Origin of the sequence: Luteibacter sp. SG786 (assembly GCF_011759605.1) — a bacterium.
Lineage (GTDB): Bacteria > Pseudomonadota > Gammaproteobacteria > Xanthomonadales > Rhodanobacteraceae > Luteibacter.
On record NZ_JAAOYX010000003.1, the window covers coordinates 340,886 to 354,477 of the forward strand.

Consider the following 13,592-nt stretch of genomic DNA (forward strand, 5'->3'; position numbering starts at 1 on the left):
GCCGCCCGAGAACCATGACCGACCCGAACGCCAAAACCCCGCCGACCCGCAGCGGCCGCCTGAAGCTGGTGCTGATCATGCTCGTGTTCCTTGCGCCGATCGTTGCCGCAGGCCTGCTCACGCTGTCCGGCTGGCAGCCGGAGGGGAAGGGCAACGGCCAGCCGATCGTGCCGCAGCGCAGCCTCGCCGACGTCAGAGTCGATGTCGACGGCAAGCCATGGGCGTGGCGTGACAGCGAGCCCCGCCTCACCCTCGTGGCGCTGCCGGGCCCGGGGTGTGCCGAGCGCTGCACGCACACCCTCATGCTCATGCGCAACGCGCGCATCGTGCTCAATCGCAATGCCGACCGCCTGCGCCTGCTTTACATCGGTGCGCCGCCCGCGGCGGCCGATGCCCAAGCGGTGATGCGCGACTACAGGACGGGGACCGATGCCGCCGACGCCTTCGCCGAGTTCCGCCCCACCGAGCCCGACACCGTCGCCGCGGTGCTCGTCGAATCCAATGCCACGGCGCTGGCCTGGTACCCGGCCGGCTTCGATCCGAACGGGCTTCGTAAAGACTTGCAGAAGGTGATCCGCTGATGTCGCCGCGTGCCGTGAAATTCCTTCGCACCCTGGCCCTGCTGGCGGCGCTGTTCGCCTTCTGCGTGGTGATGTTCGGCGCGTTCGTGCGCCTTTCCAACGCCGGCCTTTCGTGCCCCGACTGGCCCACGTGCTACGGCAAGGCCACCTGGCCCGGCCACGCGCAGGACATCGCCCGTGCCAACGAAGCGTTCCCGGATCGACCCTACGAAACGCACAAGGCGTGGCGCGAGCAGGTGCATCGCTTCCTTGCCGGCAGCCTGGGCGTGATGGTGCTGGCCATCGCCGTCGTGGCGGCGTGGCGTCGCCGCTTCGCCGTGGCGGCGGTGCTGCTCGCCGCCGTGTTCGCCGCCGTCGGGGTGGTCATGTACATGCGCGGCGAACATGTCGTCTCGTCGTGTCTCTCGGCGCTGGCGATTGCCTTGCCCCTGTTGGCCGCGGCGAAGCTGGATCGTCCCGGCGCGTGGAAGGTCGGTGTCGCCGTTCTCGCGGTGATCATCTTCCAGGCCATGCTCGGCATGTGGACGGTGACGCTGCTGCTGAAACCCATCGTCGTCATGGGGCACCTCCTCGGCGGCCTCGCCACGTTCGCGCTGCTGGCGTGGGCGGCGTTGCGCTGGTGGCGCGTCGGCACGCCGGACGACCGCTTCGCACGCCTGCGTGGGCCAGTGGCGCTGGGTATCGCGGTGCTCGTCTGCCAGATCGCACTCGGCGGCTGGACCAGTTCGAACTACGCGGCGCTCGCCTGCGGTACCGACTTCCCGAAGTGTCTCGGCCAGTGGTGGCCACAGACCGATTTCGGACAGGCTTTCGTGCTCTGGCGCGGCGTGGGCGTGAACTATGAAGGCGGCGTGCTCGACATGGCCGCGCGCAGCGCGATCCAGATCGCCCACCGCATCGGCGCGCTGGTGACGTTCTGCTATCTCGCGTGGCTGTCGCATCGCCTTGCCCGCGCGGGCCTGCGCAAGGTGGGCATCGCGGTGGCCGTGGTGCTCGTGGCGCAGGTGCTGCTGGGCATCGGCAATGTGCACCTGGGACTGCCGCTGCCCGTGGCGACGGCGCACAATGGCGTTGCCGCCCTGCTGCTGTTCACCTTGCTCGCGGCACTGGCGAGCACCCAGCGCCTGCCCGTGTCGGAGTCCCCGTGAGCGTCCTTGGCCAATACCTCGAACTGACCAAGCCGCGCGTCGTCGCGCTGCTGGTGTTCTGCGCCGTCATCGGCATGTTCCTTGCCGTGGACGCGAACGGGCAGCGCGTGCTGCCGACGTGGCACGCCGTCGTCTTCGGCACGCTGGGTATCTGGTTGGCCTCGGCCTCGGCCGCCGCGTTCAATCACCTGATCGACCAGCGCATCGACAAGCTGATGGCACGCACTTCGCACCGTCCGCTCGCCACCGGCCAGCTCACGCCCATGCAGGTGTTCGTGTTTGCCATGGTGCTCGGCATCGTCTCCATGTTCGTGCTGGTGTTCCTGGTGAACATGCTGACGGCGGTGCTCACCTTCTTCTCGCTGATCGGTTATGCCGTGATCTACACCGCATACCTGAAGCGGGCGACGCCGCAGAACATCGTGATCGGCGGCATCGCCGGCGCGGCGCCGCCGATGCTCGGCTGGACGGCCGTCACCGGCTCGCTGCACCCCTACGCGTTGCAGTTGCTGCTGATCATCTTCGTGTGGACGCCGCCGCATTTCTGGGCGCTGGCGATCTTCCGCGTGGACGACTACTCGCGTGCCCAGGTGCCGATGCTGCCGGTAACCCACGGCGTCACCTACACGCGCTGGCACATCCTGTTCTATACGATCCTGCTGTTCGTGGTGACGCTGCTGCCGTTCTTCACCGGCATGAGCGGGCTCATTTACCTGTTCGGCGCGGTGGTGCTGGGCGCCGGTTTCCTCTGGTATGCGATCCGCCTGCTGAATCCGCCGGACGAACTGTTCGCGATGAAGACGTTCAACTACTCCATCGTGTACCTGATGGTGCTGTTCGCCTTCCTGCTGGCCGACCACTGGCTGGTCGATCCGGTGATCCAGACCGGTTTCCGTTTCGAGCCTGTGGCCTGAAAAGTGCCGAATACGCCGGGGAACCCCTACAACGAAGGTGGGATAGAGCAGGGGCGGTAGGGCGTGTAAGTTGGCCCATGGAACGAAACTGACAAGGACCTGTCATGGACGACCGCAGCGACGTGTTTCTGCCTGTTGTTTCCCGGTTTGCCTCCCCGCTGCCCAAGCCCCGCATCCCCGACGCCGACGATGGCGGCCTTGGCTACGACGACATCCTGCGCATTCCGGACAGAAACCTCTCCGTGGATGTCGGCCCCTGGGACGGGTTTGAAAACGGCGACACCGTCCGTGTGCTGGTCGGCCCCGACCAGCGCATCTTCGGCACCGCGCCCGCGTCGGCCGACGACAAGTATGGGACCGTCACGGTCGTCGTGCCTGCCCGCAATTTCTCGTTTCTGGCCGACGGCACCTACGAGGTGGTGGCCCAGGTCGTCAATCAGCTCGGCATACCGGTGTCCTCGCCCCCTGAAGCGGTCCGCCTGAAGCTGAGCGTGCCCGGCGGTCTGGATCCGGTGGCCGACACCACCCATCGCAACGAGAACCTCGCGGCGCCCACGGTCGAGCCCATGCTCATCGACAACGACACCGTCACCGCGATCGTCACCGTGCCGGCCTGGGACAACATCGACGAAGGTGACCGGCTGATCCTCCGCTGGGGCCTGGCCGGCAATGAGATGACCTACGATGTGATCGATCCGAAGGCGCCCGTGCCCCCCTTTACCGTCGACCGCGCGATGATCGACAAGGGCGGCTCCGGCCGCAAGGTGGAGGTCACTTACCAGATCTTTGACGTGGTCGGTAACTGGTCGCTGTTCGCACCGCCCACCAACGTGGACGTGGAAGCGCCCGATGCCCTGCCGCCTCCCTGGGTCGACCCGACCGTCGGCGATGCGGGCGAAGTCATCGACGTCCGCGCCCTGGCTGGCGGCGATGCCACCGCCGAGGTCCACAGCCTCCTCCAGGTCGGCGATGTGGTCACCGTGAAGTTCCTCGGCACGACCGCCGAGGGCTCGGCCACCGAGTACAGCCCCCCTCCGCAGACCGTGACCGTCGCAGGGCGCCCCTTACTCTTTGTCCTGCCCAACCGCTTGTTTCCACCCCTGATCCAAGGCGCGTGCGCCGTCGGCTATACCGTCGTGCGCGGCGGAGCCTCCCTTCCTCCTTCGTCCCTGCGTCGTCTCTCCGTCACCGGCGAGGCGGCCCAATTGGCGCCGCCCTCGGTGGACGAGGCGGTCGGCGATACCATCGACCCGGCCCACGTCACCAACGGCGCCCACGCCAGCGTGCCGGCCAACCCGCTGATCGCTCCCGACACCCGTGTCACCCTCGAGATGTACGGCACCACCACCGGCGACGTCCCCGTCGGCCATCAGGACTACCGCGACATCGGCGACAACACGCCCTTCCCCTTGAGCTTCCTCATCCCGGCCGGGAAGATCGCCTTGCTCGCCGGCAGTACGGCCACCTTCGCCTATACCGTGGATACCTTCGTCATGGACGGCGGCCGACGGCTGCGCCGACGCCGGGAGGGCAACGGCGCCCTTCCGTCGCCCGAACGCACCTACCGCATCCTGGGCTCCTCGGCCAATCTGCCGCCGCCCAGCGTGCCCGAGGCCGAGAACGGCCAACTCGATCCGGCCAAGGTCGATCCCCTGATCGGCGTGCGCGTCGATGTCGACGGCGTCGTCGCCAACGATCGTGTCACCGTGAGCTGGATCGGCACGAAAGACACCACACCCTATACCGAAACCCTCACCGCCCACGGCAGCCGCATCAGCTTCTTCGTCCCCAAGACACCTTTCGTCGACGGCAACGTCGACGCCGACGTCGAGGTCGAATACACCGTCGAGGGCAAGGGCCGCTCCGATCCGCTGTCCTTGCACGTCGGCGCCGAACAGGCCGTGCCGGCCATCACCGGCGTGCGCGATTCCAGCGGCAACGCGGTGGCCGACGGCGGGTCCACCACGGATACCACTCTCACCCTGAGCGGCACCGCCCAACCTAACCAGCAAGTACAAATCCTCGACGGCTCGACATCGAAAGGCACCGCCACAGTGAATGGAAGCGGCGCGTGGTCCCTGACCGTCTCGGGACTTGCCGTGGCCAGACATTCATTCACCGCCAAGGCGAACTATGGCGCCAACCCTGTATCGGCGCCCTGGGTCGTCGACGTGACGCAAGTGCTCGCGCCGAGCATCACCGGCGTGCGCGATTCCAGCGGCAACGCGGTGGCCAACGGAGGTTCCACCGAGGATACAACTCTCACCCTGAGCGGCACCGCCCAACCCAACCAGCAGGTGGAAATCCTCGACGGCGCGACGTCGAAGGGCAACGCCCCGGTGAATGGGAGTGGCGCGTGGTCCAAAGCCCTCTCGGGCCTTGCCGTGGCCAGACATTCATTCACCGCAAAGGCGAACTACGGTGCCAATCCTGTATCGACGCCTTGGGTCGTCACCGTGACTCAATCGTTCACCGTGGACCCTTCTGAGATGACGCTAAATGGACTTAGAGTGATCATTGACGGATGGCCAACGACCGGCGTTGATCTGCCAGGGAACACGAAAACGCGCCTACCTTCCGGCGGCAAACCTCCCTATAACTACAAATCGTCCCAACCTTCGATCGCCTCCGTCACGCAGACCGGAAAGGTGACGGGACTGAGTAACGGAACCGCCACGATCAGCATCACGGATGCCGACCAACGTACGGTTTCATATCCCGTGAAGGTTTCCCGGGTGTATCGGTTGCTGATGAATGAAGGTCCGCTCGCGCATGTCTCGCAAGCACTTACGTGGATGGCTCAACAAAGTGGAAGTCCAGTGTTGCCTGAGATTTCGGATTCTATGTTTGCGCTGTATGACCTGTCGCGGGCGACGAAGCATTATTGGCTGTGTACACAAGAGGGTTGCACGGACGGTCCCCAGGATCTCTATGCATTCTTCGACCACGAGCAAGTCAAGGTCCGTTGCGCCCTTGGATACAGCCAATATCCAACAGGGGCTTGGTGCGTAAAGCCTACGTGAAATAGCAAATGGACTGAACCGCTAGCATCGTTCGGCTGGCCCTGGGACGGCTATGAGGACGGCGACACCGTGCATATCCTGGTCGGCCCAACCAGAACATCGTCGGCGTCGCTCAGGCCTCGGCCGCGGACAAGTACAACACCGTGAGCGTCGTCGTGCCCGCGCGCCAAACGCGCATGGCGCGCTCCTACAGGGCGTGGGCGGCCCATGTAGCGACGGCTTCGGGGTGCTCCAGGTGCAGATGGTGGCCGCCGTCCATGTGCGTCACGCGGATGTCTGCCACACAGTCGATGCGCACCTGCAGCGCGTCGGGCTCCAGGTAGGGTGCGTGTGGCCGCGCGAGTAGTAAGGAGGTGGGCGCGGCCAGGCCGAGCAGCAACGCCATCACCTGCGTTTCGGCAAGCCGAATGGCCGTTGGTCGCGAAAGCCGTGGGTCGCTTCGCCAGCTGTAGCCGCCATCCACCGCGCGCAAGCCTCGCTCCACGATGGGCCGTGCCAGGGCGGCATCCAGGCCGCCCACGAGCGCTCGCGCCGCCGCCGCGTCGTCGATGCTCGGGAAGACGCGCAGTGGCCGGTGGCCTCCGGCCTTGGACGCCATGGCTTCGCGGAAGCGGTCCAGCGTGCGCGAGCCGTCGTCGCCGAGCGGCCCGAGGCCTTCGATAAGGGCGAGGCGGCGTACCCGTTCCGGTGCCGCGATCGCCACCATCGTGGCGACGCCGGCGCCCAGCGAATGCCCGAGCAGATGGAAGCGAGGCAGTGCGAGGGCATCGGCCGCAGCCAGGACGGCACGTGCGTAATCCACATGCTGGTAGACCGTGCTTTCCGGCAGGTGTTGCGAATGCCCGTGCCCGGGCAGGTCGAGCGCGATCACGTGGAACCGGCTGGCGAGCAGCGGGGCGAGCGAGGCGAAGCTCGCCGCGTTGTCGAGCCAGCCATGCAGCACCAGCAAGGGCGATGCGTCGGGCTCGCCCCAGGCGAGGCCCGCCAGCTCCAGGCCGGGAATGGAAACGTTCAATTCACGCATCGTCACGCGCCTTGCGGGGCGGGAATTCGGTCCAGCCCTGGCCGTGTCGGAGCACGAGCCCGGCCAGCGCGCTCGCATGCGCCGCCGTGGCGTTGAGGCAAGGAATGTAACGCAGGGTCTCGCCACCCGCCTCGCGGAAGAACTCCGCGTTCTGCATGGCGATTTCCTCGAGCGTTTCCAGGCAGTCCACCGCGAATCCGGGGCTGATGGCATCGATGCGCTTGACGCCCTTGGCACCCAGCGCCTTCACCGTCTCGTCGGTATAGGGCTGCAACCAGCGTTCGCGGCCCACACGGGATTGGAAACTGAGTGGCGCCTCGGCCTCCGAGAGCCCCAGGGCCTCGCGAAGCAGCCGGGCGGTGGCTTGCGACTGCTCGAAGTACGGATCGCCTTCGCGGACATAGCGTTCGGGAATGCCGTGGAAACTCATGAGCAACTTCTCGCCACGGCCATGGGTGGCCCAATGTGCGCGCACGCTGTCCGCCAGCGCGGCGATGTAGGCCGGCTCGTCGTGGTAGTCGTTCACCTGGCGCAGTTCCGGTGGCCAGCGCAGGCCCTTGATCGTATCGGCCACGGCGTCGAACACGCTGCCGGTGGAGGTGGCCGAATACTGCGGATACAGCGGCAGCACCAGGAGGCGCCGCACGCCTTCGCGCTGCATGGCCGCGATGGTGCCGGCGACGTCGGGACGCCCGTAGCGCATGGCCAGCGCCACGCGCACGGAACCGCCCACCCTGGCGGAAAGCTCGGCTTGCAGCCCCTTGGCCAGCGCTTCGCTGAACACGCGCAGCGGCGAACCCTCGGGGGTCCAGATGCGCGCATACGCGTGCGCCGAGCGCTTCGGCCGCACCCGCAGGATCACGCCGTACAGGATGGCCTTCCAGAGCAGCGGGGGGTAGTCGATGACGCGCCGGTCGCCGAGGAACTGGGCGAGATAGGGCCTGACGGCGGCCGCGGTGGGCGCGTCAGGTGTACCGAGGTTAACCAGCAGGACCCCTGCCTTCGGGCTGGTGTCGTGGGATTGACCGGCAGGGCCGGTATAGTCTGGATGACCTGGCATTGGCGTTCGGCGCTCGCGGGGATCGTTGCAGTCTGCCATACGGCGGCGTAGCGGGGCTCGCAAAGACACGGCCGCAGCCGATGCCCACTCGCGCCAGAAAGGAGCCACCGATGTCCCCACGTCTCGTCACCCTGTTTGCCCTGGGATTGCTCACCCTGCTGCCTTCGATGGCGGCGCAGGCGGCGGATCCGCCGCGGAAGCAGGCCACCGAGGCCGTGCGCGTGCTCAGGGACATGATCGACGATGCGCCGGACAAGTCCCTTCCCACGGACATGCTCCGGAACGCCCACGCCATCGCGGTCATTCCCAAGATGGTGAAGGGGGGCTTCGTGTTCTCCGGAACCAAGGGCGAGGGCCTGATCTCCATCAAGCACGACGGCGTGTGGTCGAATCCCAATTTCATCTCCCTCGCCGGCGCCGGCTTCGGCTTCCAGGCGGGCATCCAGTCCGCCGACGTGATCCTGGTCTTCATGACCGACCGCGGCGTCAACGAGATCATCGACGGCAAATGGACCATGGGCGCCAACGCCGGCGCGGCCGCGGGGCCGGTCGGCCGCTCGGCCACCGCCGCCACCGACGGGCGGATGAATGCCGAGATCTACACCTACGCCCGCGCCAAGGGCCTGTACGCCGGCATCGCCCTCGACGGCGCCCATTTCAGTATCGACGACGACTCGAACGAGCAGATCTACGGCCCTGGCATCACCCCGCGGCGCATTTTCGAAGGTGGCGTGACGAACGTTCCAAGCGAAGTGGTGAATTTCAGGGATAAACTGGAGGAGTACACTAACCGCTGACCCCCGTCCCACTGGCCGCCCGAGGCGGCCCGAGAGGTTTCCATGAGCATTACCCATATCGTCCTCCTGCTGCTCGTCGTCGTACTGATCTTCGGTACGAAGAAGCTGCGTAACATCGGCTCGGACCTGGGCGGTGCCATGCGGGACTTCAAGAAGGGCCTGGACGGCGACGAAGAAGCCCGCCAGCAGCGCGAGCGCGAGGAAAAGCTGCGGGCCGACCCGCCGGCGTCCACCCAGGTCCCGCCGGTCCATAGCGAGACGAGCGAGCCGCGCGACCGCGCGCCCTGATCCGGCGGCGCCATGATCGACATCAGCCTCACCAAACTGCTGCTGCTCGCGGTGGTGGCGCTCATCGTCCTCGGACCGGAGCGCCTGCCGCATGCCGCCCGCACGGCGGGCGCCCTGCTGCGGCGGATGCGTAACGGCTGGGACAGCGTGCGGGCAGAGGTCGAACGGGAAATCCAGGCCGAGGAAATCAAGCGCACCCTGCGCGAGACCGCGGAAAATGCCCGTGCCACCCACGACAGCGTGCGTGAGGACATCCGCGCCGCCGGCGCCGGCATTCGCGAAACCGGGGAGCAGGTGCGTGACGCCTTCACCGACACGCAGGCCCCTGCGCGCACGGAGCCCCACCAGCCGGACCCCGCCCTCGACATGCTTCCGCTGAAGAACGACTCGCATGACCGCACGTGAGCGCGATCCGTCGCCCGACGACGTGGTCGAAGAGGGCCTTTTCTCGCACCTGATCGAACTGCGCTCGCGCCTGCTGCGCGCCATCGTGGTGCTGCTGCTGGTGCTGCTGGCGTTGGTGCCGGTGGCGAACCACCTCTATGCCGAGCTGGCCAAGCCGCTGGTGGAGCGCATGCCGCAGGGCGCGCACCTGATCGCCACCGAAGTGGCCAGCCCGTTCGTCACGCCGTTGAAGCTCGCGTTCTTCGTCGCGCTGTTCATCAGCATGCCGATGATCCTCTACCAGCTGTGGGCATTCGTAAGCCCGGGCCTGTACCGGCACGAGAAACGCCTGGCGCGTCCCCTGCTGGTGGCCTCGCTGGTGCTGTTCTATTCCGGATGCGCGTTCGCCTATTTCGTCGTGTTGCCGGCGGCGTTCAAGTTCCTCAACGCTGTCACGCCCGACGGTGTGGCGATGATGACGGACATCACGCATTACCTCGATTTCGTGATGCTCATGTTCTTCGCCTTCGGACTCTGCTTCGAAGTGCCCGTGGCGGTGGTGATCCTCGCCGCCGTCGGCGTCGTGGATGCCGAGAAGCTGAGCAAGGGGCGCGGCTACGCCATCGTGGGCGCCTTCGCCATCGCGGCCTTCATCACTCCGCCCGATCTGCTTTCCATGATCATGCTCGCGGTGCCCATGTGCCTGCTTTACGAATTGGGCCTGCTGGCGGTGCGCTTCCTGCTCAAGCCCGCCGCACCGGAGTAAGGCATTGGCAACGTCGATCGGCTGGCTCGCAGTCAAGGGCAAGGGCGGCGACGACGTACTCGCCGAACTCGACCTGGTGCGCAACGAGCAGACGGCGAGCCATCCCCGGCGCGGTTTCTCGCTGGCCCTACCCAATGGCTGGTACGCGGTGGTTACCCGCTTCGCTGCCCCGCTGATCGCGGAAGAGGCGATGCGGCGCCTGTCGCGTGGCTGCGTGGTGGTCACCTGCGAGTACGACGACCAGGTGATGGTGAGTTCGGCCACCTGTTACGTGAACGGCCTGCGCAACTGGCGTGCGGAGCACGACGGCCAGCAGGACGACACGCGCAACCTGTTCACCAGCGGCAGCCTTCCCGCCGCCTTCGATGCGATCCACGCGCGCATGGAGTCCATGCAGGACGCGGCGGACGCCGAGGGTGACGACGTCGACCATTACTATTCGCTGCCGATCGAACTGGCGCAAAGCGTCACGACATTCCATGCGGACTTGCCGGCGTCGGCCTTCGGTGCGGCGCTCTGCGAGGGCTGGACACCCGCGGAAGTCGTGGCACCGTCGCCGGCCGACCCGGACCTGCCGCGCAAGGTGCGCAAGGCCGTGGCCAAGGCTACCCGGCCGTGGTGGAAATTCTGGTAGCTTCGTCTTTCCTGGTACAGCGTCAGTCCTGGTGCAGCGTCATTCCTGCGAAAGCAGGAATCCAGAGCCTTGCGGCATCATCGGGCGGAGAGTCCCTGGGCCCCTGCTTTCGCAGGGGCGACGGTAGGAGAGCCAACTAGCTAGCGTGGCCGATTCAGCGCCAGGCCCTTCAGTACGTTCAGCGCCTGCGACAGCGCGTAATCCTCGATGGCCAGCTTGCCGTCGTCGTCGCCTGAAGCCTTGTCGTCGGCGGCAGCTTTCTCGTTCACCAGGTGGTTGGGCAGGTCTGCTTCCGATCCGATCAGCTGCGGCGGGGTGTCGGCCTTGTTGACCGAGAGGTCGGCGAGGGCGATGTCCGGCTTGATGCCTTCGGCCTGGATCGACGTGCCGTTCGGCGTGTAGTACCGCGCGGTGGTGATCTTCACCGCATGCGTTTCGTCGAGCGGGAGCACGGTCTGCACCACGCCCTTTCCGAACGTGCGGCGCCCCATGATCAGCGCGCGGTGGTTGTCCTTCAGGGCGCCCGACACGATCTCCGCAGCGGAGGCCGTGCCGTTGTCGGCCAGGATGACGATGGGCGCGCCATGCAGCATGTCACCCGGATGCGCGTCGAAATGCAGATTGGCGTCGGGTAGCCGCCCCTTGGTGGTGACGATGGTGCCGCCGTCGAGGAAGGTGTCCGCGACGCCCACCGCCGTGGTCAGCAGGCCGCCCGGGTTCGAGCGCAGGTCGAGCACGGCGCCGCGAGGCGCACCGTACTTCGCGATGTAGTTGCCGAGCTTCTTGTCCAGGTCGCTGGCCGTGTCTTCCTGGAACTGGCTCAGGCGGATATACACGTACCCCGGCTCCAGCTGGCGCAGCTTCACGCTGGTGACATTGATGCGCTCGCGCACCATCGGCACGTCCAGCGGCTTGTCCGATTTCTCATGCAGGATGGTGAGCGTGATCTTGCTGCCCGGATCGCCGCGCAGTTTCTTGAAGGCCTCGTCGATGTTCTGGCTGTCGACCACCATGCCGTCCACCTTGAGGATGGTGTCGCCGGGCTTGATGCCGGCGCGCGAGGCCGGCGTGTCGTCGATGGGGGCGACGATCTTCAGCATGCCGTCCACCTGCAGCACCTCGATGCCCAGGCCGCCGTACTGCCCGGTGGTGTCCTCGTCGAGTTCGTCCAGGCCTTCCTTGTCGAGGTACTCGCTGTGGGGGTCGAGGTTCTGCAGCATGCCGCTGATCGCTGCGTTCATGATGGTCTTGTTGTCGAGCTTCTCGACGTAGGCCTGCTGGACGATGTGATACACCCGCGTGAAATTGCGGATGTCCTCGAGGCTTACCGAGTTGTCGGCGTCCTTCACCACCGCTGCGGCGCTGGTCGAGGACGCGGCCGGCGCGTCGGGTTGCTTCAGCGGCTTCTGCTGGGCCTGGGCGGCAGGGATCGCCAGCGCGCCGAGGGCGACCGCGAGGGCGAGGCGAAGGGGGTGCTGGCGCATACCTGTGTCCTTAGTGCCGTTTGCTCAGCCAGCCGCGCGCGTCGATGGGTTTGCCGCCCTGGCGCAGCTCGAAATAGGCGCCGTTGTCGCCCGCGGGCGCCGCGGCGGTGCCGACGGCTTCGCCGGCCTCCACCATGTCGCCCACGCCGTGCAGCAGCGTTTCGTTGTTGCCGTACATACTCATGAAGCCATTGCCGTGGTTCACGATGATCATCATGCCGTAGCCGCGCAGGAAGCTGGCGAACACCACGCGGCCCCGCGCCACCGCCTTCACCTCGCTGCCGCGCGGCGCCACGATGATGACGCCGTTGCCGTAAGCGTGCACCGGGCCGCTGGTGGGCCAGGGCAGGTTGCCGCGCAGGTTGGACAGCGGCGACGCGGCCGGAGTGCCCTTCGGGGCAGGCGCCGGTTCCGCCGCCTTGGCGGCCTCGTCGATCACCTTCTGCAGCCGGGAGACGAGGGCGTTCATGTCCTGCTCGTTCTGCTTCAGGGCGGCCATGCGCTGGGCCTGGTCCTTGTATCGGGCGTCGGCCTCGGCCACCAGCTTCTGCTGGGTGCCGCGCTGTTTTTCCAGTTCGGCGGCGCGCTTCTCGCGTTCGGCACGGGTGGCTTCCAGCTTCTGCTGTTCGGCGGTGATGGCGGCTTCGACCTCCTGCAGGCGGGAAAGATCCGCCAGGAGGCCGCGGATACGCTCCACCCTGTTTTCCTGGAAATAGCGCGAATAGGCGAGGGCGCGCGAGATCCGGTTGACGTCCTCGTCGCCGAGAAGCAACTGCAGGTCCGACCCGCGGCCCAGGGTGTAGGTGGCCCGGAGCAGATCGCCGAGGGCGCCCTTCTGCTTGTCGAGCCCGGCCTGCATCTCTGCGCGCTGGGCGCTCAGCTGGTCGAGGTCGTGCCGCCGCTGTTCCAGTTCGGCTTCCGTTTCGCGCACCGCCTTCGCCGCCGCGGACACCTGTTCCGCCTGTTTCGCGAGGGCGGCGTTGGCGCTGTCGCGTGCGTTCGCGGTCTCGCGCTGCTCGCGGGTGAGGGATTCGATGTCCTTGCGCACCCCTTCCAGCTTCTGGCGGGCGTCCTGCTGTTCCGCGCGCGCCTTGGCGTCCTGCGCGGCCCGGACCGGCGGGGAGGTGGCGACACTGGCAAGGGCGAGAACGAGGGCGAGAACGGGGGAGGATGGGCGCATGGTCCGGATTATCGCCCATCCCGCGCGCCCGGCGGGGCCCCGCAGGGACCGCCGCCCTATGAGCGGGCCAGCCTGCCGCGAGCTCCCATCGCCGCTGAAGCGGCTCCCACACAAAGCCGGAACTGGTATGGCCGCCGAGGCTCGCCCGCTCCCTTTTCTTCCTAGTGGTCTCGTCCTGGCCTCGTAAGAATTCCGTTTAGACGTCCAATTGTTTTGACGCAACGCGTCAATTGTGTCAAGAATGGGTCCGCATGCTCCTGCGTGTACGTGATGGTCGGCCGTTCCAGGCCGCGGGGCCACGTGCGCGCT

13 protein-coding genes are annotated in these 13,592 nt (G+C 66.8%); 9 read left to right on the forward strand and 4 right to left on the reverse strand.

What is annotated here, in order from left to right; genetic code table 11:
• The first annotated feature begins 14 nt into the window (after positions 1 to 14).
• The 4 genes from FHS47_RS17460 to FHS47_RS17475 all read left to right on the forward strand — a co-directional run bounded on the left by FHS47_RS17460 (position 15) and on the right by FHS47_RS17475 (position 5,666).
• Positions 15 to 581 carry a hypothetical protein gene (locus FHS47_RS17460; protein ID WP_167031176.1) on the forward strand — a complete coding sequence of 189 codons (567 nt, stop codon included), beginning with the start codon at positions 15 to 17 and terminating at the stop codon, positions 579 to 581.
• Positions 581 to 1,729, forward strand: coding sequence for a COX15/CtaA family protein (locus tag FHS47_RS17465; protein ID WP_167031179.1), 1,149 nt, complete (start codon positions 581 to 583; stop codon positions 1,727 to 1,729). Before FHS47_RS17460 ends, FHS47_RS17465 begins: the two co-directional genes overlap by 1 nt.
• Positions 1,726 to 2,643: a heme o synthase gene (gene cyoE, locus FHS47_RS17470; RefSeq protein WP_167031182.1), complete on the forward strand. Its 918-nt coding sequence runs from the start codon at positions 1,726 to 1,728 to the stop codon at positions 2,641 to 2,643. Before FHS47_RS17465 ends, cyoE begins: the two co-directional genes overlap by 4 nt.
• Positions 2,644 to 2,747: 104 nt before the next feature.
• The gene (locus FHS47_RS17475) at positions 2,748 to 5,666 is read left to right on the forward strand and encodes an Ig-like domain-containing protein (protein WP_167031185.1); all 2,919 of its coding nucleotides are present in this window, start codon (positions 2,748 to 2,750) and stop codon (positions 5,664 to 5,666) included.
• 187 nt (positions 5,667 to 5,853) lie between these two features.
• Here the strand turns inward: FHS47_RS17475 and FHS47_RS17480 are convergent, their stop codons facing one another.
• Both FHS47_RS17480 and hemH read right to left on the reverse strand, forming a co-directional pair.
• Entirely contained in the window at positions 5,854 to 6,690 is an 837-nt protein-coding gene (locus FHS47_RS17480; RefSeq protein ID WP_167031188.1) for an alpha/beta hydrolase, read from the reverse strand.
• A complete protein-coding gene (hemH, locus tag FHS47_RS17485) occupies positions 6,683 to 7,750 on the reverse strand; it encodes a ferrochelatase (RefSeq protein ID WP_167031190.1) in 1,068 nt (355 codons plus the stop codon). Before hemH ends, FHS47_RS17480 begins: the two co-directional genes overlap by 8 nt.
• Before the next feature lie 110 nt (positions 7,751 to 7,860).
• Here hemH and FHS47_RS17490 point away from each other — a divergent pair, with 110 nt between their 5' ends.
• From FHS47_RS17490 to FHS47_RS17510, 5 genes are read left to right on the forward strand one after another with little or no spacing between them, the layout of a single operon-like run.
• The gene (locus FHS47_RS17490) at positions 7,861 to 8,547 is read left to right on the forward strand and encodes a lipid-binding SYLF domain-containing protein (RefSeq protein ID WP_167031193.1); all 687 of its coding nucleotides are present in this window, start codon (positions 7,861 to 7,863) and stop codon (positions 8,545 to 8,547) included.
• A gap of 42 nt (positions 8,548 to 8,589) precedes the next feature.
• Entirely contained in the window at positions 8,590 to 8,835 is a 246-nt protein-coding gene (gene tatA, locus FHS47_RS17495; protein WP_167031196.1) for a twin-arginine translocase TatA/TatE family subunit, read from the forward strand.
• 12 nt (positions 8,836 to 8,847) lie between these two features.
• Positions 8,848 to 9,240 (forward strand): Sec-independent protein translocase protein TatB, encoded by a 393-nt coding sequence (gene tatB, locus FHS47_RS17500; protein ID WP_167031199.1) that lies wholly within the window; start codon positions 8,848 to 8,850, stop codon positions 9,238 to 9,240.
• On the forward strand, positions 9,227 to 9,985 hold the full coding sequence (tatC, locus tag FHS47_RS17505) for a twin-arginine translocase subunit TatC (protein ID WP_167031202.1): 759 nt from the start codon (positions 9,227 to 9,229) through the stop codon (positions 9,983 to 9,985). Before tatB ends, tatC begins: the two co-directional genes overlap by 14 nt.
• Before the next feature lie 4 nt (positions 9,986 to 9,989).
• Positions 9,990 to 10,619 carry a hypothetical protein gene (locus FHS47_RS17510; protein ID WP_167031205.1) on the forward strand — a complete coding sequence of 210 codons (630 nt, stop codon included), beginning with the start codon at positions 9,990 to 9,992 and terminating at the stop codon, positions 10,617 to 10,619.
• Positions 10,620 to 10,759: 140 nt separating this feature from the next.
• On the opposite strand, the gene FHS47_RS17515 is transcribed toward FHS47_RS17510, so the two are convergent.
• Both FHS47_RS17515 and FHS47_RS17520 read right to left on the reverse strand, forming a co-directional pair.
• The gene (locus FHS47_RS17515; protein ID WP_167031208.1) at positions 10,760 to 12,103 is read right to left on the reverse strand and encodes a S41 family peptidase; all 1,344 of its coding nucleotides are present in this window, start codon (positions 12,101 to 12,103) and stop codon (positions 10,760 to 10,762) included.
• A 10-nt stretch (positions 12,104 to 12,113) separates the two neighbouring features.
• Entirely contained in the window at positions 12,114 to 13,283 is a 1,170-nt protein-coding gene (locus tag FHS47_RS17520) for a peptidoglycan DD-metalloendopeptidase family protein (protein ID WP_208382114.1), read from the reverse strand.
• Between the last annotated feature and the right edge of the window lie 309 nt (positions 13,284 to 13,592).

Excerpts from the sequence above, each read along its gene's own strand:
- FHS47_RS17460 (WP_167031176.1), top strand. The coding sequence starts at position 15 with ATGACCGACCCGAACGCCAAAACCCCGCCGACCCGCAGCGGCCGCCTG.
- FHS47_RS17515 (WP_167031208.1), bottom strand. The coding sequence starts at position 12,103 with ATGCGCCAGCACCCCCTTCGCCTCGCCCTCGCGGTCGCCCTCGGCGCG.
- FHS47_RS17490 (WP_167031193.1), top strand. The coding sequence starts at position 7,861 with ATGTCCCCACGTCTCGTCACCCTGTTTGCCCTGGGATTGCTCACCCTG.
- tatB (WP_167031199.1), top strand. The coding sequence starts at position 8,848 with ATGATCGACATCAGCCTCACCAAACTGCTGCTGCTCGCGGTGGTGGCG.
- hemH (WP_167031190.1), bottom strand. The coding sequence starts at position 7,750 with ATGCCAGGTCATCCAGACTATACCGGCCCTGCCGGTCAATCCCACGAC.
- FHS47_RS17480 (WP_167031188.1), bottom strand. The coding sequence starts at position 6,690 with ATGCGTGAATTGAACGTTTCCATTCCCGGCCTGGAGCTGGCGGGCCTC.
- FHS47_RS17520 (WP_208382114.1), bottom strand. The coding sequence starts at position 13,283 with ATGCGCCCATCCTCCCCCGTTCTCGCCCTCGTTCTCGCCCTTGCCAGT.
- tatA (WP_167031196.1), top strand. The coding sequence starts at position 8,590 with ATGAGCATTACCCATATCGTCCTCCTGCTGCTCGTCGTCGTACTGATC.
- FHS47_RS17465 (WP_167031179.1), top strand. The coding sequence starts at position 581 with ATGTCGCCGCGTGCCGTGAAATTCCTTCGCACCCTGGCCCTGCTGGCG.
- FHS47_RS17475 (WP_167031185.1), top strand. The coding sequence starts at position 2,748 with ATGGACGACCGCAGCGACGTGTTTCTGCCTGTTGTTTCCCGGTTTGCC.
- tatC (WP_167031202.1), top strand. The coding sequence starts at position 9,227 with ATGACCGCACGTGAGCGCGATCCGTCGCCCGACGACGTGGTCGAAGAG.